At 65.5% G+C, this 20,092-nt stretch carries 25 protein-coding genes and 1 tRNA gene; 14 read left to right on the forward strand and 12 right to left on the reverse strand.

The genetic code is table 11. The features are described from left to right. Positions 1-76 precede the first annotated feature (76 nt). Together EO136_RS04240 and phnE are read left to right on the forward strand one after the other, a co-directional pair. Positions 77-865, forward strand: coding sequence for a phosphonate ABC transporter ATP-binding protein (locus tag EO136_RS04240; RefSeq protein ID WP_127143224.1), 789 nt, complete (start codon positions 77-79; stop codon positions 863-865). Then, entirely contained in the window at positions 862-1,665 is an 804-nt protein-coding gene (gene phnE / locus EO136_RS04245; RefSeq protein WP_127143225.1) for a phosphonate ABC transporter, permease protein PhnE, read from the forward strand. Before EO136_RS04240 ends, phnE begins: the two co-directional genes overlap by 4 nt. A 72-nt stretch (positions 1,666-1,737) precedes the next feature. On the opposite strand, the gene EO136_RS04250 is transcribed toward phnE, so the two are convergent. From EO136_RS04250 to EO136_RS04260, 3 genes are all read right to left on the reverse strand, one after another. Beyond that, positions 1,738-1,824: transfer RNA gene (locus tag EO136_RS04250), tRNA-Leu, on the reverse strand. Positions 1,825-1,836: 12 nt separating this feature from the next. Beyond that, on the reverse strand, positions 1,837-2,331 hold the full coding sequence (gene gpt / locus EO136_RS04255) for a xanthine phosphoribosyltransferase (RefSeq protein ID WP_127143226.1): 495 nt from the start codon (positions 2,329-2,331) through the stop codon (positions 1,837-1,839). Beyond that, the gene (locus tag EO136_RS04260) at positions 2,328-3,131 is read right to left on the reverse strand and encodes a competence/damage-inducible protein A (RefSeq protein ID WP_425466584.1); all 804 of its coding nucleotides are present in this window, start codon (positions 3,129-3,131) and stop codon (positions 2,328-2,330) included. The genes gpt and EO136_RS04260 overlap by 4 nt, the downstream gene beginning before the upstream one ends. Positions 3,132-3,178: 47 nt before the next feature. On the opposite strand from EO136_RS04260, the gene sfsA reads away from it, so the two are divergent. From sfsA to radC, 3 genes are read left to right on the forward strand one after another with little or no spacing between them, the layout of a single operon-like run. After that, complete coding sequence (sfsA, locus tag EO136_RS04265; protein ID WP_127143227.1) at positions 3,179-3,889, forward strand: DNA/RNA nuclease SfsA; 711 nt, start codon at positions 3,179-3,181, stop codon at positions 3,887-3,889. A gap of 26 nt (positions 3,890-3,915) precedes the next feature. Next, positions 3,916-4,749: a type I methionyl aminopeptidase gene (gene map, locus EO136_RS04270; RefSeq protein ID WP_127143228.1), complete on the forward strand. Its 834-nt coding sequence runs from the start codon at positions 3,916-3,918 to the stop codon at positions 4,747-4,749. Beyond that, positions 4,746-5,456: a RadC family protein gene (radC, locus tag EO136_RS04275; protein ID WP_127143229.1), complete on the forward strand. Its 711-nt coding sequence runs from the start codon at positions 4,746-4,748 to the stop codon at positions 5,454-5,456. The genes map and radC overlap by 4 nt, the downstream gene beginning before the upstream one ends. A gap of 130 nt (positions 5,457-5,586) precedes the next feature. Here the strand turns inward: radC and EO136_RS04280 are convergent, their stop codons facing one another. Continuing rightward, the gene (locus EO136_RS04280; protein ID WP_127143230.1) at positions 5,587-6,324 is read right to left on the reverse strand and encodes a cytochrome c biogenesis CcdA family protein; all 738 of its coding nucleotides are present in this window, start codon (positions 6,322-6,324) and stop codon (positions 5,587-5,589) included. Positions 6,325-6,473: 149 nt separating this feature from the next. Here EO136_RS04280 and EO136_RS04285 point away from each other — a divergent pair, with 149 nt between their 5' ends. The 3 genes from EO136_RS04285 (at position 6,474) to purB (ending at position 9,505) form a co-directional block, all read left to right on the forward strand. Continuing rightward, positions 6,474-7,340: a DMT family transporter gene (locus tag EO136_RS04285; RefSeq protein WP_127143231.1), complete on the forward strand. Its 867-nt coding sequence runs from the start codon at positions 6,474-6,476 to the stop codon at positions 7,338-7,340. 123 nt (positions 7,341-7,463) lie between these two features. Continuing rightward, a complete protein-coding gene (gene rpe / locus EO136_RS04290; protein WP_127143232.1) occupies positions 7,464-8,144 on the forward strand; it encodes a ribulose-phosphate 3-epimerase in 681 nt (226 codons plus the stop codon). Positions 8,145-8,200: 56 nt separating this feature from the next. Then, on the forward strand, positions 8,201-9,505 hold the full coding sequence (gene purB, locus EO136_RS04295) for an adenylosuccinate lyase (RefSeq protein WP_127143233.1): 1,305 nt from the start codon (positions 8,201-8,203) through the stop codon (positions 9,503-9,505). A gap of 31 nt (positions 9,506-9,536) precedes the next feature. Here the strand turns inward: purB and EO136_RS04300 are convergent, their stop codons facing one another. The 3 genes from EO136_RS04300 to EO136_RS04310 form a co-directional block, all read right to left on the reverse strand. Then, positions 9,537-10,214 carry a DNA alkylation repair protein gene (locus tag EO136_RS04300; protein ID WP_127143234.1) on the reverse strand — a complete coding sequence of 226 codons (678 nt, stop codon included), beginning with the start codon at positions 10,212-10,214 and terminating at the stop codon, positions 9,537-9,539. Between the two features lie 119 nt (positions 10,215-10,333). Next, positions 10,334-11,134 carry an SRPBCC family protein gene (locus EO136_RS04305; RefSeq protein WP_127143235.1) on the reverse strand — a complete coding sequence of 267 codons (801 nt, stop codon included), beginning with the start codon at positions 11,132-11,134 and terminating at the stop codon, positions 10,334-10,336. Further along, complete coding sequence (locus EO136_RS04310) at positions 11,134-11,727, reverse strand: helix-turn-helix domain-containing protein (RefSeq protein ID WP_127143236.1); 594 nt, start codon at positions 11,725-11,727, stop codon at positions 11,134-11,136. The genes EO136_RS04305 and EO136_RS04310 overlap by 1 nt, the downstream gene beginning before the upstream one ends. A gap of 336 nt (positions 11,728-12,063) precedes the next feature. On the opposite strand from EO136_RS04310, the gene EO136_RS04315 reads away from it, so the two are divergent. Then, the gene (locus EO136_RS04315; protein ID WP_246018258.1) at positions 12,064-12,477 is read left to right on the forward strand and encodes a GNAT family N-acetyltransferase; all 414 of its coding nucleotides are present in this window, start codon (positions 12,064-12,066) and stop codon (positions 12,475-12,477) included. Continuing rightward, positions 12,474-13,025 carry an RBBP9/YdeN family alpha/beta hydrolase gene (locus EO136_RS04320; protein ID WP_127143238.1) on the forward strand — a complete coding sequence of 184 codons (552 nt, stop codon included), beginning with the start codon at positions 12,474-12,476 and terminating at the stop codon, positions 13,023-13,025. Before EO136_RS04315 ends, EO136_RS04320 begins: the two co-directional genes overlap by 4 nt. 76 nt (positions 13,026-13,101) lie before the next feature. Here EO136_RS04320 and EO136_RS04325 read toward each other — a convergent pair whose 3' ends face one another. Next, the gene (locus EO136_RS04325) at positions 13,102-13,428 is read right to left on the reverse strand and encodes a DUF1476 domain-containing protein (protein ID WP_127143239.1); all 327 of its coding nucleotides are present in this window, start codon (positions 13,426-13,428) and stop codon (positions 13,102-13,104) included. 222 nt (positions 13,429-13,650) lie between these two features. Here EO136_RS04325 and purC point away from each other — a divergent pair, with 222 nt between their 5' ends. From purC to EO136_RS04345, 4 genes are all read left to right on the forward strand, one after another. Next, entirely contained in the window at positions 13,651-14,415 is a 765-nt protein-coding gene (purC, locus tag EO136_RS04330; protein WP_127143240.1) for a phosphoribosylaminoimidazolesuccinocarboxamide synthase, read from the forward strand. Between the two features lie 71 nt (positions 14,416-14,486). After that, the gene (gene purS, locus EO136_RS04335) at positions 14,487-14,729 is read left to right on the forward strand and encodes a phosphoribosylformylglycinamidine synthase subunit PurS (protein ID WP_127143241.1); all 243 of its coding nucleotides are present in this window, start codon (positions 14,487-14,489) and stop codon (positions 14,727-14,729) included. A gap of 349 nt (positions 14,730-15,078) precedes the next feature. Beyond that, on the forward strand, positions 15,079-15,744 hold the full coding sequence (locus EO136_RS04340; protein ID WP_127143242.1) for an FMN-dependent NADH-azoreductase: 666 nt from the start codon (positions 15,079-15,081) through the stop codon (positions 15,742-15,744). Between the two features lie 88 nt (positions 15,745-15,832). Further along, complete coding sequence (locus EO136_RS04345; protein WP_127143243.1) at positions 15,833-16,357, forward strand: MarR family winged helix-turn-helix transcriptional regulator; 525 nt, start codon at positions 15,833-15,835, stop codon at positions 16,355-16,357. 15 nt (positions 16,358-16,372) lie between these two features. Here the strand turns inward: EO136_RS04345 and EO136_RS04350 are convergent, their stop codons facing one another. The 4 genes from EO136_RS04350 to EO136_RS04365 all read right to left on the reverse strand — a co-directional run bounded on the left by EO136_RS04350 (position 16,373) and on the right by EO136_RS04365 (position 19,889). After that, a complete protein-coding gene (locus EO136_RS04350) occupies positions 16,373-17,023 on the reverse strand; it encodes a glutathione S-transferase family protein (RefSeq protein WP_127143244.1) in 651 nt (216 codons plus the stop codon). A gap of 71 nt (positions 17,024-17,094) precedes the next feature. Next, positions 17,095-17,799 carry a VIT1/CCC1 transporter family protein gene (locus EO136_RS04355; protein WP_127143245.1) on the reverse strand — a complete coding sequence of 235 codons (705 nt, stop codon included), beginning with the start codon at positions 17,797-17,799 and terminating at the stop codon, positions 17,095-17,097. Between the two features lie 100 nt (positions 17,800-17,899). Further along, entirely contained in the window at positions 17,900-18,574 is a 675-nt protein-coding gene (locus EO136_RS04360; protein WP_127143246.1) for a potassium channel family protein, read from the reverse strand. Next, entirely contained in the window at positions 18,567-19,889 is a 1,323-nt protein-coding gene (locus EO136_RS04365) for a TrkH family potassium uptake protein (RefSeq protein ID WP_206513265.1), read from the reverse strand. The genes EO136_RS04360 and EO136_RS04365 overlap by 8 nt, the downstream gene beginning before the upstream one ends. Between the last annotated feature and the right edge of the window lie 203 nt (positions 19,890-20,092).

A 20,092-nucleotide genomic window follows, 5' to 3' on the forward strand; every position in this document is an offset into this window, starting at 1 on the left:
CCTCCGCCAGACCGACCTCTGGCCTCCCCCGGCGCCAGTCTTCGGGGGAGGCTTTCGCATACCGAAAGGACGACAGATGACCGACGCCCCGCTCATTGCCCGCGACGTGCACGCCAGCTATGGCAAGCTCCATGTGCTGCGCGGCATCACGCTTTCGGTCGGTAGCGCGGAGGGCGCGGTCCTGCTCGGCGCCAATGGCTGCGGGAAATCCACCCTCATGCGCGCTCTGAACGGTCTCGAGCGCATCGAGAGGGGCGAGATCATCGCCAACGGCATCTCCATCCCCAGCGCCTCGCGCGCCCAGCTGCGCAAAGCCCGCGCCGGCATGGGCTATGTCTTCCAGCAGTTCAATCTCGTGCCCCAGCTCACCGCCTATCAGAACGTCCTGTTCGGCATCATGGGTCAGCGCCCGCTCGGCATCCTCAATTGCCTCAACATGTTCGCCTCCCACGAGGACCGCGAACGCGCGCTGGAGTGCCTCCACCGGGTCGGGCTTTCGGACCGGGCCGAGCACCGGCCCTCCGAGCTGTCGGGCGGCCAGCAGCAGCGCGTGGCCATCGCCCGCATGCTCATGCAGTCCCCGCGCATCGTCATCGCCGACGAACCCATCGCCAGCCTCGACCCCAAAGCCGGCCGTGAGGTTCTCGAACTGCTCTGGCGCATCGTGGACGAGGACAGGCTGAGCCTTCTCTGCACCCTCCACCAGCTCGATCTCGCCCGGGAATTCGGCACCCGCCTCATCGGCATGAAGGCCGGGCGCATCGCGCTGGACTGCCCCGCCGCCGACGTCGCCCGCAGCGATCTGGACGCCCTCTATCACGGCCAGGTCCGGGTCGATGAAACCCTCGAAAGGACGGCAGCATGACCGACCAGACCGCGTCCAGCGGCCGCGCCCCCGCGCGCTTCCGCCGCCCCTCCCCGCTCGCCTTCGTCTTGGTCATCGGCTTTGCGGCGTTTTTCGTCCAGGGCCTTGTCGGCGCCGATGTCTCACTCGATCGCCTTCAGCGCGGCGCCTTCAATTTCGTGCGCTTCATTTCCATGGCCATCCCGCCCGATTTCACCCGCTGGCCGCGTATGGCAGCGTCGATGCTCGAAACCCTCAACATCGCGATCGTCGGCGTGGCGTTCGGGTGCCTGTTTTCCATTCCCCTGGCGTTCCTTGCCGCCACCAACACCGCGCCCCACCCGATCGTGCGCACCATTGCGCGCCTCTTCATCTCGATCTCCCGGACCATCCCAGACCTTATCTGGGCGCTGATCTTCGTGGTCGCAGTGGGCCTCGGCCCCCTCGCGGGCATTCTCGCCATCATCATGGACACGATCGGCTATGCTGCGCGGTTCTATTCCGAGCGCTTCGAGGAAGTGCCCCCCGGCCCCTCCCAGGCGCTGACCGCCACGGGTGCCGGGCGCGTATCAGTGATCCTGGGCGCGATCCTGCCCGAAAGTTTCGCCTCGATGACCGCGACCTCGCTCTACAGCGTGGAGAAGTCGATCCGCTCAGCGGTGACGCTCGGGCTCGTGGGGGCTGGCGGCATCGGGGTGGAACTGTCCACCGCCATGCGTCTCTTCCAGTACGATGTGGCTGCCGCGATCATCCTCGTGATCCTCGTCGCCGTCATCGGCTTCGAGCACCTGTCCACCATCATCCGCCGACGCTTGCTCTGATCGGCACCGCACCTGGCTCAGCATCCCGGAGCATTCCTGCTCCGGGCCCGGTGTTCATGTCTGGAAAAGCTCTGGTGCGGGCGGCGGGACTCGAACCCGCACGGGGATACCCCCTCAAGATTTTAAGTCTTGTGTGTCTACCGGTTCCACCACGCCCGCGGTGAAGTGCGTTCAGTCCGTGCCGCCCGTGATCGGGGGCGCGTACGAGAAGTCCAGATCCCAGGGGAAGTAGATCCAGGTGTCCTGGCTCACTTCCGTAATGAAGGTGTCAACCATCTCCCGGCCCTGCGGCTTGGCATAGACCGTCGCGAAATGGGCGTTGGGCAGCATGTCGCGAACCGCGCGCGCCGTGGCACCCGTGTCCACCAGATCGTCGATGATCAGCAGCCGCTCGCCCGAGGCATCGGCGGCCAGAAGGTCGGAGTTGATCGCTTTGAGAACCGTGATCTGGCCCTGGTTCTTGTGATCGTAGGATTTGACCGAAACGCTCTCGACCATCCGGACATTGAGCTCGCGCGCGATGATCGCCGCGGGCACCAGCCCCCCGCGCGTGATCGCCACGATGGCGCGGAACGGGCCTTCGCTGGTCAGCCGCCAGGCGAGCGCACGGGAATCGCGATGGAACTGATCCCAGGAAACAGGGAACGACTTGTTGGGCTGGTTCATGCTGAGGTGTCCTCGGGGATCGTGATGTTGCGTTCGGCGTGAAGGGTGTCGACCAGCTTGCGAACCTCGGCGGTCGCCTGCTCGAGCCGGTCGATGTCGTGGCTGCGCATCACAAGATACGTCATGACGTGGGCATGGCCCATCTGCGGGTACGACCCGATCTTGACGTCCGGATACGCCTCCTGGATTTTGCCGAGCGGCCCGCCGACCGTCCCCTCGCCCACGCCCGCCGCCACGGTGCGGCTCTCGACCTTGCGCCCGCCACGGAGCGTGGGCGCCAGCGCCTCGAGCATGGCACGCATGATCACCGGCACTCCGGCCATCACGTGCACGTTCTCGATCCTGAAGCCCGGCGCCGCGGAAACCGAATTGACGATCAGATCCGCGCCCTCGGGAATCCGCGCCATGCGCAGCCGGGATTCGGTCACCTCGATATTGGATTCCTTCCAGCGCGTCTCTAGCATCGCCCGCGCGTCCGGGTTGATCGGCAGGGCCACCCCGAAGGCCTTGGCCACCGCATCGGCGGTGATGTCGTCATGGGTCGGCCCGATCCCGCCGGTCGTGAACACATAGCTGTAGCGCGCCCGCAGCGTGTTGATCGCCTCGATGATCATGTCCATGTCGTCGGGCACGATCCGGACTTCGGCCAGCTCGATGCCCAGATCGGCGCAGAACACCGCCGTGGCGTTGATGTTGACGTCCTGGGTGCGGCCCGACAGGATTTCATCGCCAATAACGATGAGCCCTGCGGTTACTGTGGCTTCTGACATGGGATTGACCGGCTGAACATGGGAGGTCATGGATGCCCGCCCGGCCCCGAAAAATCAAGCCGAACTGAAGTCTTGCCATGCTGTTTCCCACCCCACTCGTCCCCGGAACCCTGCTGAGGCGCTACAAGAGGTTCCTCGCCGATGTGATTCTGGACACTGGCGAAGAGATCATCGCCCACTGTGCCAATCCCGGCGCCATGACCGGGCTTGCGGCCCCGGGTCTGCCCGTCTGGCTCTCGCGCTCGGACGATCCCAGGCGCAAGCTCGCCCATTCGCTCGAACTCGTCGAACTGCACACCGGGCTCGTCGGCATCAACACCGCCCACCCCAACCGCATCGTCGGCGAAGCCCTGCGAGCCCGCGCCATTCCCGAACTCGCGGCCTACCGAACCATCCGACCGGAGGTGAAATACGCCGACAAGAGCCGGGTCGATTTCCACCTCAGCGGGCCGGGGCTTCCCGATTGCTATCTCGAGGTCAAGAACGTCCACCTTGTGCGCAGGGACGGCCTTGCCGAATTCCCCGATTCCGTCACCGCCCGCGGCGCGCGGCATCTGGCCGATCTGGCGCGGATGGTGGGCGAAGGGCACAGAGCGGTGATGCTCTATCTTGTCCAGCGCACGGACTGCACCCATTTCGATCTCGCCGCCGACATCGACCCCGCCTATGCCGGGGCCTTCGAAGCGGCCCGCACCGCCGGTGTCGAGGCCATCTGCCACGGCACGACCATCACCCGCGAAGCGATAACGCTCGCCGCCCCCCTTCCCTTCGCGCCGGGTCGAGGCTAGATTCGCGGCCCTGTCCGGAGACTGCAATGACCACTTACGTAGATGCCACCGCCAAGAAGAAACGTATGGCCGGGATCATCCCCATCCACGGCGCCGAGGGCTTTGCGGGCATGCGCAAGGCGGGGGCCCTCACGGCCGAAGCGCTCGATCTGCTGGTGCCCATGGTCGAGCCCGGCGTGCCGACCGCCACGCTCGACCGCTTCGTTTACGAATTCGCGCGCGACAACGGCGCGATTCCCGCGACATTGAACTATCGTGGCTACCGCTATTCCACATGCACCTCGATCAACCACGTGGTCTGCCACGGCATGCCGTCCGATCGTCCCCTGCGCGAAGGCGATATCGTCAATATCGACGTCACCCTGATCGTGGACGGCTGGCACGGCGATTCCAGCCGCATGTATCCTGTCGGGGCGATCTCGCGAAAGGCAGAGCGCCTGATCGAGATCACCTATGAATCCCTGCGCCTGGGCATCCAGGAGGCCCGCGCGGGCAACACCACCGGAGACATCGGCGCGGCCATCCAGCGCTATGCGGAATGCGAGCGCGCCAGCGTCGTGCGCGATTTCGTGGGCCATGGCCTGGGGCGGCTCTTTCACGACGAGCCCAACATCCTTCATTTCGGCAACCCCGGCACCGGCGTCGAGATCAAGCCCGGCATGATCTTCACCATCGAGCCCATGATCAATCTGGGTCGCCCGCAGGTGAAAATCCTCAATGATGGCTGGACCGCCGTTACCCGCGACCGGACGCTCTCGGCCCAGTGCGAGCATTCCATCGGCATCACCGAGGATGGCGTGGAAGTCTTCACCGCGTCCCCCCGGGGCCTCTTTGACCCTCTGGCAGCGCGCACCGGATGACGCGTCGCGGGGGCCTATCGGAATCACAGCCGGCCCGTCCCCACTATCACGGGCACCGGGAGCGCCTCAGGGAGCGCTTCGTCACCGGCGGCTCCGCAGCGCTTCAGGATTACGAATTGCTCGAGCTGGTGCTCTTCCGCATCCTGCCGCGCCGGGACACCAAGCCCATCGCCAAGGCCATGCTCGAACGCTTCGGCAGCTTTTCCGAGGCGCTGGGCGCACCGCCCCATCTGCTCGAGGAAATCGATGGGCTCGGGCCCACCGCCATTGCCGACCTCAAGGTCATCCTCGCCGCCGCCCAGCGCATCGGGCGCGATGCCATCCAGGACCGTCCGATTCTCTCCTCATGGAGCGAGGTCGTCGACTACTGCAAGGCCCAGATGGCCTATGAGACAAAGGAACAGTTCCGCATCCTGTTCCTGGACAAGAAGAACCGGCTGATCGCCGACGAGGTCCAGCAGACCGGGACGGTCGATCACACCCCCGTCTATCCCCGCGAGGTGATCAGGCGCAGCCTCGAGCTCTCGGCCACAGCCCTGATTCTGGTGCACAATCACCCCTCGGGCGACCCGGCCCCGTCTTCCGCCGATATCACCATGACCCGGCAGATCCTCGACATCGCCAAGCCGCTGGGCATCTCGGTGCATGACCACATCATCATCGGACGCTCGGGACATGCCTCCCTGCGCGGCATGAAGCTGATCTGAGCTTGTGAACTTAGAGCGTTTCCAGGACAAGTGGAAACACTTTTCCGGTTCGGAAACGCGACAAATCAAAGACTTAGAGCTCCTGTTCTGATTCAATCAGAACAGGATATGCTCTTGGAGCGCTGCTGCTCTACCCGAACTCGGCCAGCGCCGGGAACGTCTCGAGGAACCAGAACGAGATGCGGGTGAAATTGCCCGTCAGGAACAGCACCCCGATTACAACGAGAAAGGCGCCCATCACCTTCTCCACCGTGCCCAGATGCTTGCGGAAGCCCTCAAAGAAGGTGAGGAACGGCCCGAGCGCCAGCGCAGCCAGCAGGAACGGCACGCCCAGCCCGGCCGAATAGACGCCCAGAAGCGCCGCCCCTTCCCAGGCTGTGTTCTGGTTGGCCGCCACCGTCAGGATCGCGGCCAGAACCGGCCCGATGCACGGCGTCCAGCCGATCGCGAACGCCAGCCCGAGGAGGAACCCGCCCGCCGGCCCGCTCGCGAGCTTGGGCCCCTCGAACCGAAATTGCCGGTAGAGCGCGGAGATCCGGAACAGCCCCAGAAAATGCAGGCCCATGATGATGATCACGATGCCAGCCAGCGGCATCAGCAGCGGCAGTGCGCGGCGCAGCGCCTGACCGAAGACCGTCGCGGTCGCCCCAAAGGCGATGAACACCACCGAGAACCCGATCACAAAACACAGCGCGGTGATCGCGGTGCGCCGGTAGAGCGCCCCGCCCTGCACCCCCTCGTCCCGCAGCCGCTCGAACGTCGCCCCGCTCATATAGGTCAGATAGGGCGGCACGAGCGGGAGCACGCACGGGCTGAGAAAGCTCAGTATTCCGGCGCCGAAGACGGCGTACAGCTCGAAGCCGAACATGGGGGCTCCCCTTGGTGGATGCCGCCGTTCTATCGCGTCACAAGATTTAGGCAATGGTCAGCGGTGACGCATCGCAGGGGTGTGATGGGCCCGGCTGGCCGATTCCAGTCCGAACGCCTATAGATGCCCCACCGGCCGGGGAGGATTTCATGCGCCTTGCGCTTTTGACGGGTGTCGCGATGATCGCGTTCGCCGCCAATTCGGTGCTCGCCCGGATGGCGCTAGGCTCCGATCTGATCGATGCCGCAAGCTATACCGGAATACGGCTGATTTCCGGGGCAGCGCTACTGTTCGTGCTGGTCAGCCTGCGTGCCCCGGCGCGCGCCTCCGGCCGCATCGGCGGCGGCTGGGCCGGCGCCGCATCGCTCCTGGGCTATGCCCTGGCCTTTTCCCTCGCCTATCTCATGGTCGGAGCCGGCATGGGTGCCCTCATCCTGTTTGCCAGTGTCCAGATCAGCATGCTCGGCTGGGCACTCTGGAAGGGCGACCGGATGAGCATCGCGGAATGGTCGGGCGTAGCGCTCGCCCTTGCGTCCCTAGCCTATCTGCTCTCCCCCGGCGCGGCAGCCCCCAACCCGGTCGGCGCGGCACTGATGGCGGGTGCCGGCGCCTGCTGGGCCGCCTATTCGCTCATCGGGCGCGGCTCGGCTTCGCCCCTCGCCGATACGGCGGGCAATTTCATCCGCTGCGTGCCCCTCAGCCTCGTGTTGCTCGGCGGACTGGCCCTCGCCGGCAACGCCACGCTCGAAGGCATTCTGCTCGCCTGCGCGTCGGGGGCCATCGCATCGGGCCTGGGCTATGCCATCTGGTATCTGGCCCTGCCCGGGCTGTCGCGCACACAGGCCTCCGCCGTCCAGCTGACGGTTCCCGCCATCGCGGCTTTGGGGGGAATCATCCTCGTGGGCGAGCCCCTGACCACGCGGCTGGTCCTCGCCTCGGCCGGCATTCTCGGCGGAGTCGCCCTGGCCCTGATCGCGGCGGATCGCCGAAAACGCCGCGCCCTCACCGCCGCTTAGACCAAAGTTCGGCGCGAAAATGAGCCTGTGCAGCAAATCCGCGTTTCATCCACGGCCGGATTTGCTCTAAGAAGCCCCCGAACCGCCTGCCCCCGATCGGACAGCGCCTCAGGGAGACCCGCCATGAGCCAACGCCCCATCATCATCTCGCCGTCGATCCTCTCGGCTGATTTCGCCCGGCTGGGCGATGAGGTGCGCGCCATCGGCGCAGCGGGGGCCGAATGGGTGCATGTGGATGTCATGGACGGCCATTTCGTGCCCAACATCACCATCGGTCCGCTGATCGTCGAGGCCATCCGCCCGGTCACCGACAAGGTGCTGGACGTCCACCTCATGATCGCGCCCGCCGACCCTTATCTCGAGGCCTTCGCCACCGCCGGCGCCGACATCATCACCGTGCACGCCGAAGCTGGCCCCCATCTTGACCGCTCTCTCCAGACCATTCGCGCTCTGGGCAAGCGCGCCGGCGTCTCGCTCAACCCCGCCACCCCCGTCTCGGCCATCCAGCACGTTCTCGACCGGCTGGACCTGATCCTCATCATGAGCGTCAATCCCGGTTTCGGCGGACAGGCGTTCATCCCCGAAGCCCTGCGCAAGGTGCGCGAGGCCCGCGCGCTGATGGGCGATCGCACTATCGACATCGAGGTCGACGGCGGGGTCACCCCGGCCAATGCCGGCGACCTCGCCGAAGCGGGCGCCAATGTGCTGGTTGCCGGCTCGGCGATCTTCAAGGGCAACGACCCCGCCACCTACACCCCCCGCATCACCGCCCTGCGCGATGCGGCATCGGAGCGTCTGCGCTAAGCCACGATCGAGCCGCTTCGTCATGATTCACTCTCAGAAAAAGGTCCGCTAACCTCATGATCCCGCGCTATTCCCGCAAGGAGATGGTCGACATCTGGTCGCCCGAGACCAAGTTCAAGATCTGGTTCGAGATCGAGGCCCACGCCGCCACCGCGCAGGCCAATCTGGGGATCGTCCCCATGGATGCGGCCGAGACCGTCTGGGCCAGGGGCCGGGATGCGCAGTTCGACGTCGACCGGATCGACGAGATCGAACGCGAGGTCAAGCACGACGTCATCGCCTTCCTCACCCACCTCTCGGAAATCGTTGGCCCCGAGGCCCGCTTCGTCCATCAGGGCATGACCTCCTCGGATGTGCTCGACACGACCCTCTCGGTCCAGCTCGCCCGCGCGTCTGACCTGCTGCTCGCCGACATCGATGCCCTGCTCGCAGCGCTCAGGACGCGCGCCCACGAGCACAGGAACACGATAACCATCGGCCGCAGCCACGGCATCCACGCCGAACCCACCACCTTCGGGGTCAAGCTCGCCCAGGCCTATGCCGAATTCGCCCGCTGCCGCGAGCGGCTGGTCAATGCGCGCCGGGAGATCGCCACCTGCGCCATTTCGGGTGCCGTGGGCACCTTCGCCAATATCGACCCCTCGGTCGAAGAATACGTCGCCGGACAGATGGGGCTCGAAGTCGAGCCGGTCTCCACCCAGGTCATCCCGCGTGACCGCCACGCCATGTATTTCGCAACGCTCGGGGTCATCGCCTCATCGGTCGAGCGCCTGGCCACCGAAATCCGGCACCTGCAGCGCACCGAAGTCCTTGAGGCAGAGGAGTTCTTCTCCAAGGGCCAGAAGGGCTCGTCGGCCATGCCGCACAAGCGCAATCCGGTCCTCACCGAAAACCTCACGGGCCTTGCCCGCATCGTGCGCGGCATGGTCACTCCCGCGCTCGAGAACGTCGCCCTTTGGCATGAGCGCGACATCTCCCACTCCTCGGTCGAGCGCATGATCGGCCCCGACGCCACCGTCACCCTCGATTTCGCCCTCGCCCGTCTGACCGGCGTGATCGAAAATCTCGTGGTTTACCCCGAGAATATGAGGGCCAACATGGACAAGCTCGGCGGCCTGCACAATTCCCAGCGCTTCTTGCTGGCGTTGACCCAGGCCGGCATGAGCCGGGAGGAAAGCTATTCGGCGGTCCAGCGCAACGCCATGAAGGTCTGGCGCGGCGAGGGCAAATTCCCCGACTTCCTCAAGGCCGACCCCGACGTCTCCGCGCTTCTCTCGGACGACCAGATCGACGCCAGCTTCGACGACGCATACCACCTCAAGCACGTCGACACGATCTTCCGCCGCGTCTTCGGGGACTGACCCGGCGGGCTGCAAACACCCAACGAGCCCCTCAGCCCTCGGCCTTCCGCCGCACGATCTCCTCGATCCACAGCGGCGCGAAGGGCGAGGTGCACCCCTTGGATACCGGATAATCCCTGAACGCGCCGATCGCCTCCCCGATCGCCATCGCCCGCTCGCGATGGACGGGGAAATTGATCCCGATGCCGGCAAGGCAGAAGTTCATCGTCCACTGCACCTCGGGCGCCGCAGCTCCCATCTCTGCTTCGATCCGGTCGAGCAGCCCGGCGATATCAAGACCATCGGGGTTATTGTCGATCCGCTCGGCGGTCAGGCTCCACCCCGCTCGCGCCACCCAGAGGTTCTCGTCAGCCATCCAACGCTCGCGAACCGCCTCCTTTTCGGGATGCGCCTTGAGCACATAGGCATTGAACCAGTCGGCAACTTGGACGAACGCGATCTCGCGTTCCATCCGCTCGAGCTCCGCGACCGTCAGGTCCTGTGGCTTGACCATCAGTGTTGCGAGCAGCCGCGCCTCGAGATTGCCCGTCCGCCAAAGCGCTTGCGCCAGCGCCGTATCGCCCTTGACCGCCTTGTGAACCTTGCGGATGTCGCCCAGCCGAACGCCGAACACGTTCTCGCCCGCGCCATTCCTCTGATACCGCGCCCGCACCGGCTCTGCCCCCAACGCCTCGAGCTTGGCCAGCACTGTGTCCACTGTTGCGCTCATCGCTTCGCCCCCGCGCCTGGAGTGTTTCCAGGAAAAGTGGAAACACTTTTCCGGTTCGGAAACGCGACAAATCAAAAACCCAGAGCTCCTGTTCTGATTCAATCAGAACAGGATATGCTCTAAGCCGCCCCGAACCGCTCGTTGAGCCATCCCTGCCATTCCGCCTCGATCCGCCCCGCCTTGCCGATCGCCTCGGCGCCATAGAGATAGAACCGCACCGAGACGTGCATCGCGCGCCCCATCGGAATTCCGATCATGTGAACGATCGCCCGCGCCGGATCATCGACACGCACAAGGACACTGAATCCTTCCTTCCCGCTCTGCACTTCCAGCAGGTCCCCAGCCAATGCCGGTGCGTCTTCCCCCGAGCGCACGCGCTGCGCATCGGTATCCGCACTCACCCCCAAGGGGCCCATCAGCCGCGAGAAGGTCTCGGCAACACTCGCCTCCGACCGCGCCGCCAGTTGCACCAGCATGCTCTCTTCGCCCGGGAAATACTCGAGGTAAAAGCGCAGGATCTTGAAGAACGACATCCAGCCCCAGCTATGACCCTCGAACTCGTTGTCCCAGTCGTCGCCCTCGGCCACCCAGCTATGGACCACCCGCACGGTGCACACGCCCCCGGCCCTGGCCTCCACGGACCACTCGGTCGCAACGATTCCCGGCCCTTCCTCGGTCTCGGCGACGAAGCGATACGGCGGCTGCCACTCGGTGATCCTCGCCACCGAATCCATGCTGCCGCCCGGCGCGAAATGGCACACGGTCGTACCCCCGACCCTCCCGTCGACCTCGGCAGGCACAAACCAGGCCGAAATGCCCGGCCCGCTCGCGATCGCCTCCCACACCGTCTCGGGCGTGCCCGGCACCTCGACTTCGGTTTGCACCGACCGGCGCCCGTTCGGCTCTTTTTTGACAGCCATCATGCGTCCTTTCGTGAACTGGGCGTGGGATGGGCGACGATCACCAGCCGGTGCGCTCGCCCGCCCGGCGCGGCCTCATCGTGATACCGGCTCGCCAGTGCGTTGACCGCCTGCGTCAAGTCCCGGGTGAAGGCCGCCCGGTCCGCCGCCGAGGCGAAGCGGATTTCCGTATCGATGGCCAGCGTGCCCAAATCCTTGTCCGCCGCGCGGGCCCGCGTCCACAGATCGCCGACCTCCCGCACGATCCGCGCGCCCAGCGCGATCAGATAACTCGCCGCCAGCCGGTCCGGGCTGCGCGCCGGATCAGCGGCAATAGCGCCGAGCGCCGCCGGCGAAACCACGAACGATCGGGCCGAGGCCACCACCAGCCGTTCGGTCAGCCCGCCCCAGCGCCGCTCTCCGGCCGGCTCCACCAGCCGCGCCGCCTGCAGCGCCTTGAGGTGATAATTGACCTTCTGGCGCGTCAGCCCCACGCTTTTGGCCAGCGCCGCCGCCGAAGCAGGCTCCGCCAGTTCGTCGAGCAATCTGCTGCGCACGGGATCGAGCGCCACCATCGCGGCCCTGGGATCAGCGATGACATCGACATCCAACATGCCCCCAGACTGCCCTTGACAACTTTTCTTGTCAATGGCCGTTCCGGCACGGAATCCGCCTTCGCTCAAGCCGGCGCGGCCCCTGCCCCCTCATAGCCGCTCGCCCCCGTGGCCACCCGCCGGTCCTGGTCCTGCCCCACCATCGCTGTCCCCGCGAAAGCGGGGACCATCAGCCTGCCTGCACTCACCCGCCCCACAGTCCCGGCACGGCGGCCCCGACCGGTCCAGCGGCCTCTCCCCTTGCCTCATGGCGGGCCATGCCGTATCGCACGAAGGTCCGGGCGGGGAATTCCGAATCCAATGTCAGTAACTTATGCACCAGAGCCGAATCTCTGCGTGAACGTGTACAGGCGCGTGCTCGTCGCCTCCACGCTCGGGGAGCGCCGTCCGGTCGACGACATCGCGCGTCTCTCGGAAATGCTCGCCCATTCCGATGTGATCGTCGTGGCGCGCGACGCCGGAGGAACGGCAATCGGCGTGGCGCGTTCGATTACCGACTACGCCTTCTGCCTGTACTGCTCGGATCTCGCCGTGGACGCCGCCCACCAGGGACAAGGCATCGGCAAAAGGCTCCTTGAGGAGACGGTTCGCGCCGCTCCAAGGGTGCGGAACTACCTTTTGCTCTCGGCACCCAAAGCTGTCAGTTTCTACGAACATGCGGGGTTTGAGCGTCTTCCCGACGCATTCCGCTTCTACCCTCAGGACGGCTGGAGCGTCCCATCACCTCCAGCCAGAAAAGCGAACCCATGAAAACCGCAGACGCCGATATTCTGGTCGTTCCGGGGCTGGGTCATTCAGGCCTAGGTCACTGGCAGCAGCGGTGGGTCGACAAGATCCGCACCGCACGCTTCGTCGAGCAGGAGAACTGGGATCGGCCCACTTTCGAGGATTGGGTCGGCACACTCGAGCGCGAGATCATCATGGCCACGCGCCCGGTGGTGCTGGTCGGCCATTCCCTTGGTGTGTCGGCCATCGTGGCCGCAAATGACCGCCTGGCCGATACCAAGGTGCGCGCGGCATTCCTCGTCGCCGCGCCCGATGTCGACGAGCACCCCGACGTGCCCCCGGCCACCGAACCGTTCCGGGACCTGCCGCGCGACCCGTTGAAATTCCCCTCCATGCTCGTCGCCTCGTCCAACGATCCTTTTTGCACGGTCGAGCGGGCTGCCGAGTTCGCGAACTGCTGGGGCTCGGACTTCCACATCGCCGGCGATGCGGGTCACATCAACCTCGATTCGGGCCACGGTCCGTGGCCCGAAGGCCTGTTGATGTTCACTCGGCTGATGGGCCGGATCTGACGCGTCCGATCTGCACCCGGACATGAAAAAGGGGCGCCACCGGCGCCCCCGTCAAGATTGTGGCTGACTGAAAGCCTCAGCTCCCCGCAAGGACTTCCTGCTTGGCCTGCGCGTCGAACTGATCGACCCTGCGGGCGATTTCCGCCTCGTCGAACGCCACGTTGCGGGCCTCGAAATCGGCCTTGAGCTTGCGGACCACGTCGGCGGGACCAGCTTCGGTCATGTCCGCAGCGATCACTTCGGCAACGTAGTTGGCGCGCTCGTCGGCGCCCTCGATACCGAGCTGGTCGCAGGCCCAGTAGGCGAGGTGCTTGTTCCGCCGCGCTTCGGCCTTGAACCGCAATTCCGCATCATGGGCAAACTTGGATTCTTCCGCCCTTTTCCGATCATCGAACGACGACATTTCCGGTCCCTCGGCTCTGGTGTTGTGCCCGCGCCGGTCCGGCTTGGGGCGTCTCGTCATTGAGATAGGCGGTTCGCCCCGTCAAATCAACGCCCTGCGCTAGTGGAGCCCCCCACATGCCCGGGCAGGGGGTCGAAAAAGCTTGCATTGGAGGGCCAAACCGGCGCATGAGTGCGCCCACTTCTCCCGTTCAGAACCACCCATGACCAACGGACAGGTTACATGAACCGTCGTCGCAAGATTTATGAAGGCAAGGCCAAGGTCCTCTACGAGGGCCCCGAGCCCGGGACACTCATCCAGCACTTCAAGGACGACGCCACCGCCGGCAATGGCGCCAAGCACGAGATCATCGATGGCAAGGGCGTCCTCAACAACCGGATTTCCGAGTTCATCTTCACCAAGCTCAACGGGCTGGGCATTCCCACCCACTTCCTGCGCCGGGTGAACATGCGCGAGCAGCTGATTCGCGAAGTCGAGATCATCCCCATCGAGGTGGTGATCCGCAACGTCGCCGCCGGTTCGCTCTGCAAGCGCCTCGGGCTCGAGCCGGGCACCCAGCTCCCCCGCTCGATCATAGAGTTCTACTACAAGGACGATGCGCTGGGCGATCCCATGGTCTCCGAAGAGCACATCACCGCCTTCGGTTGGGCCAACCCCCAGGAGCTCGACGACATCATGGCGCTCGCCGTGCGCGTCAACGATTTCCTGACCGGGCTGTTCATGGGCGTCGGTATCCAACTGGTCGATTTCAAGATAGAATGCGGACGGCTCTATGAGGGCGATCTCATGCGGATCGTGCTCGCCGATGAGATATCGCCGGACAATTGCCGGCTGTGGGACGTCAAGACCCGCAATAAGCTCGACAAGGACCGCTTCCGCGAGGATCTGGGCGGGCTCGTCGATGCCTATCGCGAGGTTGCCCAGCGGCTTGGCATTCTGGTCGAGGCAGAGAACGCCCTGACCACCGGCCCGCGTCTCGTGCAATAACGCGTCGGAGGGAGGCCGGTCGCCTTCCTCCAGAGAACGCGACAGTGCAGCACCGCCAGGGAGAAGAGTTCATGAAGGCCCGCGTCATCGTCACCCTCAAATCCGGGGTTCTCGACCCCCAGGGTCAGGCCATCGAAGGCTCGCTCACCAGCCTCGGTTTCGAAGGCGTCAGCGCCGTTCGTCAGGGCAAGGTTTTTGATGTGGAACTATCCACAGACGACGAGAGTTCAGCAAGGGAGGAGATCGACGCGATGTGCGAGAAGCTCCTCGCCAACACCGTCGTCGAGGACTACGCCGTCGAGATCATCGGTTAACTTCTCGATGCTATGTCTATCAACAGGCAAATATCAATTGCCGACCTGGAGCCTACGACTACCATGCGCATGCAAGCCACCCTCTCCCTCATGTTCGTTCTCGCCATGGGTATCATGATCGCAGCCTACGGCACCGTGCCGGTTTGATCCGATAGCCGGGCGCAGACGCCCCACATAAACGACCTCCAATTCCAATCGGCTCGATGCACCCGCATCGGGCCGATTGGCTTTTCAGCGACTCCTTCACCACCTTGACCCATCCCATCCGTCTATTTTCAATACGATCTTGACTACATATCATATAGATTCTAGATGATCTTTATCACAGATCATTTGAGAGTTTTGTCCCATGCCTTCGATCTTCCGCCTCGACGCCAGCATCCGCCAGGACGGCTCGGTGACCCGCTCCATCGCCGACAGCCTGGAGGCCGCGCTGGTATCGGCTGACCATGGCGAGGTGTCCGTCACCCGCCGCGACATCGGCCTCTCGCCCCTGCCCGCCACGGCATGGGCAAACGCCGTCTTCGGCCCGTACGCGCCCGAGGACACACGGACCCCCGAGCAGCAGGACTCCATCGCATTGGCCACCCGCCTGGCCGACGAGCTGGTTGAGGCCGACGCCTATATCTTCGCGCTGCCGTTCTACAATTTCGGCGTCTCACAGCACTTCAAGGCATGGGTGGATGTCGTTCTGACCGAGCCGCGCTTCGCGCCGGGGGCCGATGTTCTCATCAAGGGCAGGCCCGCCCACCTCATCGTCGCCCGCGGCGGCGGCTACGGCCCGGGCACTCCGCGCCATGGCTGGGATCACGGCACCGCCTGGTACCGGCGCGTGCTCGAGGACATCTGGATGCTCGACGTGCAGGTGATCGAATGCGAGCTCACGCTGGCCGACAGCACCCCCGCGATGGAAGAGCTGCGCGGCATGGCTGCAGAGAACCTGTCCAACGCCCACGCCAGCGCCGCCGATGGCGGCAAGCGCCTGGCCCGCACCCTCGCCGCGAAAGCTGCGTAAGGCACCCCGGCGCAAACGCGCACCACATCGCAAACGAGCCGGCGGGCAGGTTCTCGACTTGCCCGCCTCGCGCGGCTAAAATGATCCAATGAACAAGCGCTCACAGCCCATCGCGGACCCTCACCACCAGGTCGATCTCGGCTGGGCGCTGGCGACCTTGCTGCGCACCTACCAGAAAGAAGTCGAGGTGGCCCTCGAAGGCCTCCCCGGCGGCGCCCGCGCCTTTCTCGTGATGTCACTCGTCGGCCGCGAGACCTGCAACAGCCAGGTGGCCATCGCCGACCGGCTCGGGCTGGACAAGACGGCGCTGACCTATCTGCTCGACGGGCTGGAAAACCAGTCCCTCGTCCGGCGCACCCCCGATCCCAACGACCGGCGCACCCGCCACATAAGCCTGACCGACGCGGGCGCCCAGACCCTCGCCCGTTCGCAAAAGGCCGTACACGAGGTCGAGCGCAAGGTGCTCGCCCGGCTCGGCGCCCAGGAGGCCGACCAGTTCCAGCTCGCCCTGGTCAAGGCCGCCGGCCTCGCCGACCGCGCGGGCGTCGCCCTTGGGGACGCTCCCGAGGACGGGCACATCTGTCGGGCGGCCATGGAGCCGCCCTCCTGCTGATCCGGGCGCGTCGCCCTACCCTCGTTTTGCGTCCGCAGCGGCGAAATGGGCTATCTGGTCGCCATGGGCCTTGATGAACGCCGGCCTGCCGATCCCGCGCGCCACATAGGCCTCGCAGGCCGGATACCCTGACAGCTCGCCGAACCTGTCGACCAGCCGCAACACATCCACCATGGCGATATCGGCCACCGAGAAGGCCCCGGCCAGCCATTCCCGGCGCTCCAGCACCGCTTCCATATGCGTCAGCCGCTTGGCCAGAAACCCGTCCAGCGCGGTGCGGCCCGGCGTCTCGTGCTCATCGCCCGAAAACTTGTAGAGCGTCCAGGGCACCACCGGCATCTCGACCGAATTGAGCGCCCCGAAAAGCCATGAGATCACGTCTGCCCGGCCTCCTCCATCCTGCGGCATGAGCGCCGCGCTCTTTTCGCCCAGATGCAGAAGGATCGCCCCGGTCTCGAAGATCGAAAGCCCGTCATCGGTCAGCCAGGGCACCTGCCCGAAGGGCTGATGACGGAAATGCTCGGCCCCCCGGTCCGCGATGGGCACGCTCGCCACCCGGTAGGCCAGCCCCGCCTCCTCGAGCGCCCAGCGCACCCGCAGGTCGCGCACATAGCCGCGCGGCCCCTCGGGCACCCAGTCGAACGTGGTCACGACGATGTCGCTCATGGCTTTTCTCCCTTGCCTGCGATGCCCCCCAAGGACGCTTCATCGCGCCCCGTCCCGACAGCCTGTCCCAATCAGGCCGCCACACCGAAAAGCGTTCCCACCCCGGCGGTGATCGCCATGGCGATCGCGCCCCAGAACAGCACCCGGACCGTGGGCCGCAGCCTTGCCGCGCCGCCGGCCTGCGCGCCCAGCGCCCCGAGCCCGGCCAGCGCGATGAGCGTGGTCACCACCACCACGGGGATGACGAGCCCTTCGGGCGCCAGCATCGCGGCCACCAGCGGCACCGCGGCCGCGACCGTGAACGTCACCCCCGAGGCGAAGGCCGCCTGCAGCGGATTGGCCGCATGGATGTCGGAAAGCCCCAGCTCGTCGCGCACATGGGCCGCCAGCCCGTCCTTTTCCATCAGCTCGCGCGCCACGAGCGCTGCCGTGGCCGGAGAAAGCCCCCGCGCCTCGTAGATCGAGGCCAGCTCGGCCTCCTCCTCTGCGGGCATGGATACCAGTGCCTCGCGCTCCCGCGCGATGTCGGCCCGCTCGATGTCCGATTGCGAGCTCACCGACACATATTCGCCCGCCGCCATCGACATCGCCCCCGCCGCCAGCCCCGCCGCGCCGGCGACCAGAATCGCCGAATGCGCCGGAGTGGCCGCCGCCACCCCCACGATCAGCGAGGAGACCGACACGATCCCGTCATTGGCCCCCAGCACCGCCGCCCGCAACCAGCCCGAGCGGTTGACGAAATGGACCTCCTCATGCGCCGATCTGTACCCCACCATCGCTCACCGCTCCCGTGCATCGAAAAAACTCGGCCCCGTCACCGGACACCCAACCCCGCCAACCGGCAAGGCCCTTCCCGAACAGCAGGGCCTGCCCCCCTCATGTCCGCGAGGCGAACCGCTCGACCTGTTCGGTTTCCCCCAGCACGATCAGCAGATCGCCCTGTTCGAGCACGGTGTCGGCCTGCGCGTAGGTGAACACTTCGCCCGCCCGCTTGATGCCGACCACCGTCACCCCGTATTTCTGGCGCACCTTGCCCTCTTCGAGCGTCTGGCCCATCAGCTCCTTTGGCACCCTGGTCTTGACCATGGCGAAGTCGCTGTCGAGCTCGACGAAATCCATCATCTTGCCGGTCAGGATATGGGCCACCATCTGGCCCATCCGCGCTTCGGGATAGATGACGTTGCGCACCCCGATGCTCTTGAGGATCTTGCCGTGGCGCTCATTGTTGGCCTTGGCCCAGATGGTGGGCACCTCCGCCTCGATTACCGCCAGCGCGGTCAGGATGCTGGCCTCGAGGTCGGCCCCGATGGCGATCACTGCCGTCTTGAAATCCCCGATCCCGATCTGGCGCAGGGTTTCGGGGTTCGAGCAGTCGGCCTGCACCACATGGGTCAGCCGGCTCGAGGCCTCCTGAACGACGGCGGCGTTCTCGTCGACCCCCATCACCTCGTGACCCATCCGGATCAGCGAGGTCGCCACCGCGCTGCCGAACCTGCCCAACCCGATGATGAGCACGGTTTCGGATTTGGGGCGATTAAGGAAATTAGCCAATGATCGGGCGCTCCTCTGGATAATGCAGTTCGCTCCTGCCGCTTCCCAGCGCCAGGGCCGTTGCGATTGTGATGGTCCCAACCCGGCCGATCACCATCAGAACGATGAGCACCAGCTCGCCCGTGGGCGGCAACTGGCCGGTGATCCCGGTCGAGAGCCCCACCGTCGCGAAGGCCGAGATCGTCTCGAACAGCACCGCGGTCAGGGGCAGCTCGGTCACCGAGAGGATGATCATGGTCCCCGTCGAGACCGCCGCCAGCGACAGCATCACCACCGTGAGCGCCTGCCGCTCGGTCCCCGAGCTGATCCGCCGGCCGAATACGGCCGCCTCCTTTTCCCCGCGCACCTCCGACCATACGACGATGGCGAGCAGAAAGAACGTGGTGATCTTGATCCCGCCGGCCGTGCCCGCGCTCCCGCCACCGATGAACATCAAAAGGTAGGTGATCGCCAGCGACTCGTCCTTGAGGGCCCCGGTATCGAGCGCGTTGAACCCCGCCGTGCGCGTCGTGATCGACTGGAACGCGCCATTGAGCAGCTTGTCGCCAAGATCCATCGCCCCCAGCGTGGCCGGGTTGTGCCACTCGACGTAAAGGATCGTCCCGCACCCCACCACCAGGAGGATCACCGTCCCCCCCAGCGTGATCTTGGTGTGCAGTGTCCAGGGCTGCCGGCCGGACCGCAAATGGTTGCGCAGCTCGTGCAGCACGGGAAACCCCAGCGAGCTGATGATGATCGCCAGCCCGATCGGCAACAGGATCAGCCAGTCCCGCGCAAACCCCATCAGGCTGTCCGAATAGGTCGAGAACCCCGCATTGTTGAACGCCGAGACCGCGTGGAACACCCCGTGCCAGGCCGCCTCCGGCCAGTCATAACCATAGGCGAAATGCAGCCGCACCGTCAGCGCGACAGAAAGCGTCACCTCGGCGACCACCGTCACCAGAACGATCAGCCAGAGCACGTCCCGGGCATTGCTCATGTCGATCGCCCCGCGCTCGACCTGGGTGCGCAGCCGGTCCTTGAGCCGGATCCCCCGCCCCACGAGAAGCCCCAGCAGCGTCGCCGCAGCCATGATCCCGAACCCACCGATCTGGAACAGCGCGAGAATGACCGCCTGCCCGAACGGGGACCAGTAGGTCGAGGTGTCCACCACCGCCAGCCCGGTCACGCACACCGCCGATGTGGCGGTAAACAGCGCCGTCAGAAACGGACTGAACCCATCCCCCGCCCGCGAGACCGGCAGCATCAGCACAAGCGTTCCGATAGCGATGGCAATGAGAAAAGCTAAAGGCACCAGCCGAGTAGGATGCATCATCCTGGCTGCTCCGAGACAAAGGGCGGCCCTTATAATCCCGGGGGCAATGGCGGGCAAGGGGGTGGGTGATTGGGGTGGAATTCGGGTGGTGCCAGTTGGCTCGCATGATGGCTGCGGCAGAAATGACGAGCAGGTTGGATAGATGCCCAGAATGACGGCATACTGGCGAGGACGGCCAAGTAAGCAATTATCATCAGCTTCGC

This window comes from Pelagibacterium montanilacus, assembly GCF_003992665.1.
Lineage (GTDB): Bacteria > Pseudomonadota > Alphaproteobacteria > Rhizobiales > Devosiaceae > Pelagibacterium > Pelagibacterium montanilacus.

Excerpts from the sequence above, each read along its gene's own strand:
- EO136_RS04240 (WP_127143224.1), top strand. The coding sequence starts at position 77 with ATGACCGACGCCCCGCTCATTGCCCGCGACGTGCACGCCAGCTATGGC.
- phnE (WP_127143225.1), top strand. The coding sequence starts at position 862 with ATGACCGACCAGACCGCGTCCAGCGGCCGCGCCCCCGCGCGCTTCCGC.
- gpt (WP_127143226.1), bottom strand. The coding sequence starts at position 2,331 with ATGAACCAGCCCAACAAGTCGTTCCCTGTTTCCTGGGATCAGTTCCAT.
- EO136_RS04260 (WP_425466584.1), bottom strand. The coding sequence starts at position 3,131 with ATGACCTCCCATGTTCAGCCGGTCAATCCCATGTCAGAAGCCACAGTA.
- sfsA (WP_127143227.1), top strand. The coding sequence starts at position 3,179 with ATGCTGTTTCCCACCCCACTCGTCCCCGGAACCCTGCTGAGGCGCTAC.
- map (WP_127143228.1), top strand. The coding sequence starts at position 3,916 with ATGACCACTTACGTAGATGCCACCGCCAAGAAGAAACGTATGGCCGGG.
- radC (WP_127143229.1), top strand. The coding sequence starts at position 4,746 with ATGACGCGTCGCGGGGGCCTATCGGAATCACAGCCGGCCCGTCCCCAC.
- EO136_RS04280 (WP_127143230.1), bottom strand. The coding sequence starts at position 6,324 with ATGTTCGGCTTCGAGCTGTACGCCGTCTTCGGCGCCGGAATACTGAGC.
- EO136_RS04285 (WP_127143231.1), top strand. The coding sequence starts at position 6,474 with ATGCGCCTTGCGCTTTTGACGGGTGTCGCGATGATCGCGTTCGCCGCC.
- rpe (WP_127143232.1), top strand. The coding sequence starts at position 7,464 with ATGAGCCAACGCCCCATCATCATCTCGCCGTCGATCCTCTCGGCTGAT.
- purB (WP_127143233.1), top strand. The coding sequence starts at position 8,201 with ATGATCCCGCGCTATTCCCGCAAGGAGATGGTCGACATCTGGTCGCCC.
- EO136_RS04300 (WP_127143234.1), bottom strand. The coding sequence starts at position 10,214 with ATGAGCGCAACAGTGGACACAGTGCTGGCCAAGCTCGAGGCGTTGGGG.
- EO136_RS04305 (WP_127143235.1), bottom strand. The coding sequence starts at position 11,134 with ATGGCTGTCAAAAAAGAGCCGAACGGGCGCCGGTCGGTGCAAACCGAA.
- EO136_RS04310 (WP_127143236.1), bottom strand. The coding sequence starts at position 11,727 with ATGTTGGATGTCGATGTCATCGCTGATCCCAGGGCCGCGATGGTGGCG.
- EO136_RS04320 (WP_127143238.1), top strand. The coding sequence starts at position 12,474 with ATGAAAACCGCAGACGCCGATATTCTGGTCGTTCCGGGGCTGGGTCAT.
- EO136_RS04325 (WP_127143239.1), bottom strand. The coding sequence starts at position 13,428 with ATGTCGTCGTTCGATGATCGGAAAAGGGCGGAAGAATCCAAGTTTGCC.
- purC (WP_127143240.1), top strand. The coding sequence starts at position 13,651 with ATGAACCGTCGTCGCAAGATTTATGAAGGCAAGGCCAAGGTCCTCTAC.
- purS (WP_127143241.1), top strand. The coding sequence starts at position 14,487 with ATGAAGGCCCGCGTCATCGTCACCCTCAAATCCGGGGTTCTCGACCCC.
- EO136_RS04340 (WP_127143242.1), top strand. The coding sequence starts at position 15,079 with ATGCCTTCGATCTTCCGCCTCGACGCCAGCATCCGCCAGGACGGCTCG.
- EO136_RS04345 (WP_127143243.1), top strand. The coding sequence starts at position 15,833 with ATGAACAAGCGCTCACAGCCCATCGCGGACCCTCACCACCAGGTCGAT.
- EO136_RS04350 (WP_127143244.1), bottom strand. The coding sequence starts at position 17,023 with ATGAGCGACATCGTCGTGACCACGTTCGACTGGGTGCCCGAGGGGCCG.
- EO136_RS04355 (WP_127143245.1), bottom strand. The coding sequence starts at position 17,799 with ATGGTGGGGTACAGATCGGCGCATGAGGAGGTCCATTTCGTCAACCGC.
- EO136_RS04365 (WP_206513265.1), bottom strand. The coding sequence starts at position 19,889 with ATGATGCATCCTACTCGGCTGGTGCCTTTAGCTTTTCTCATTGCCATC.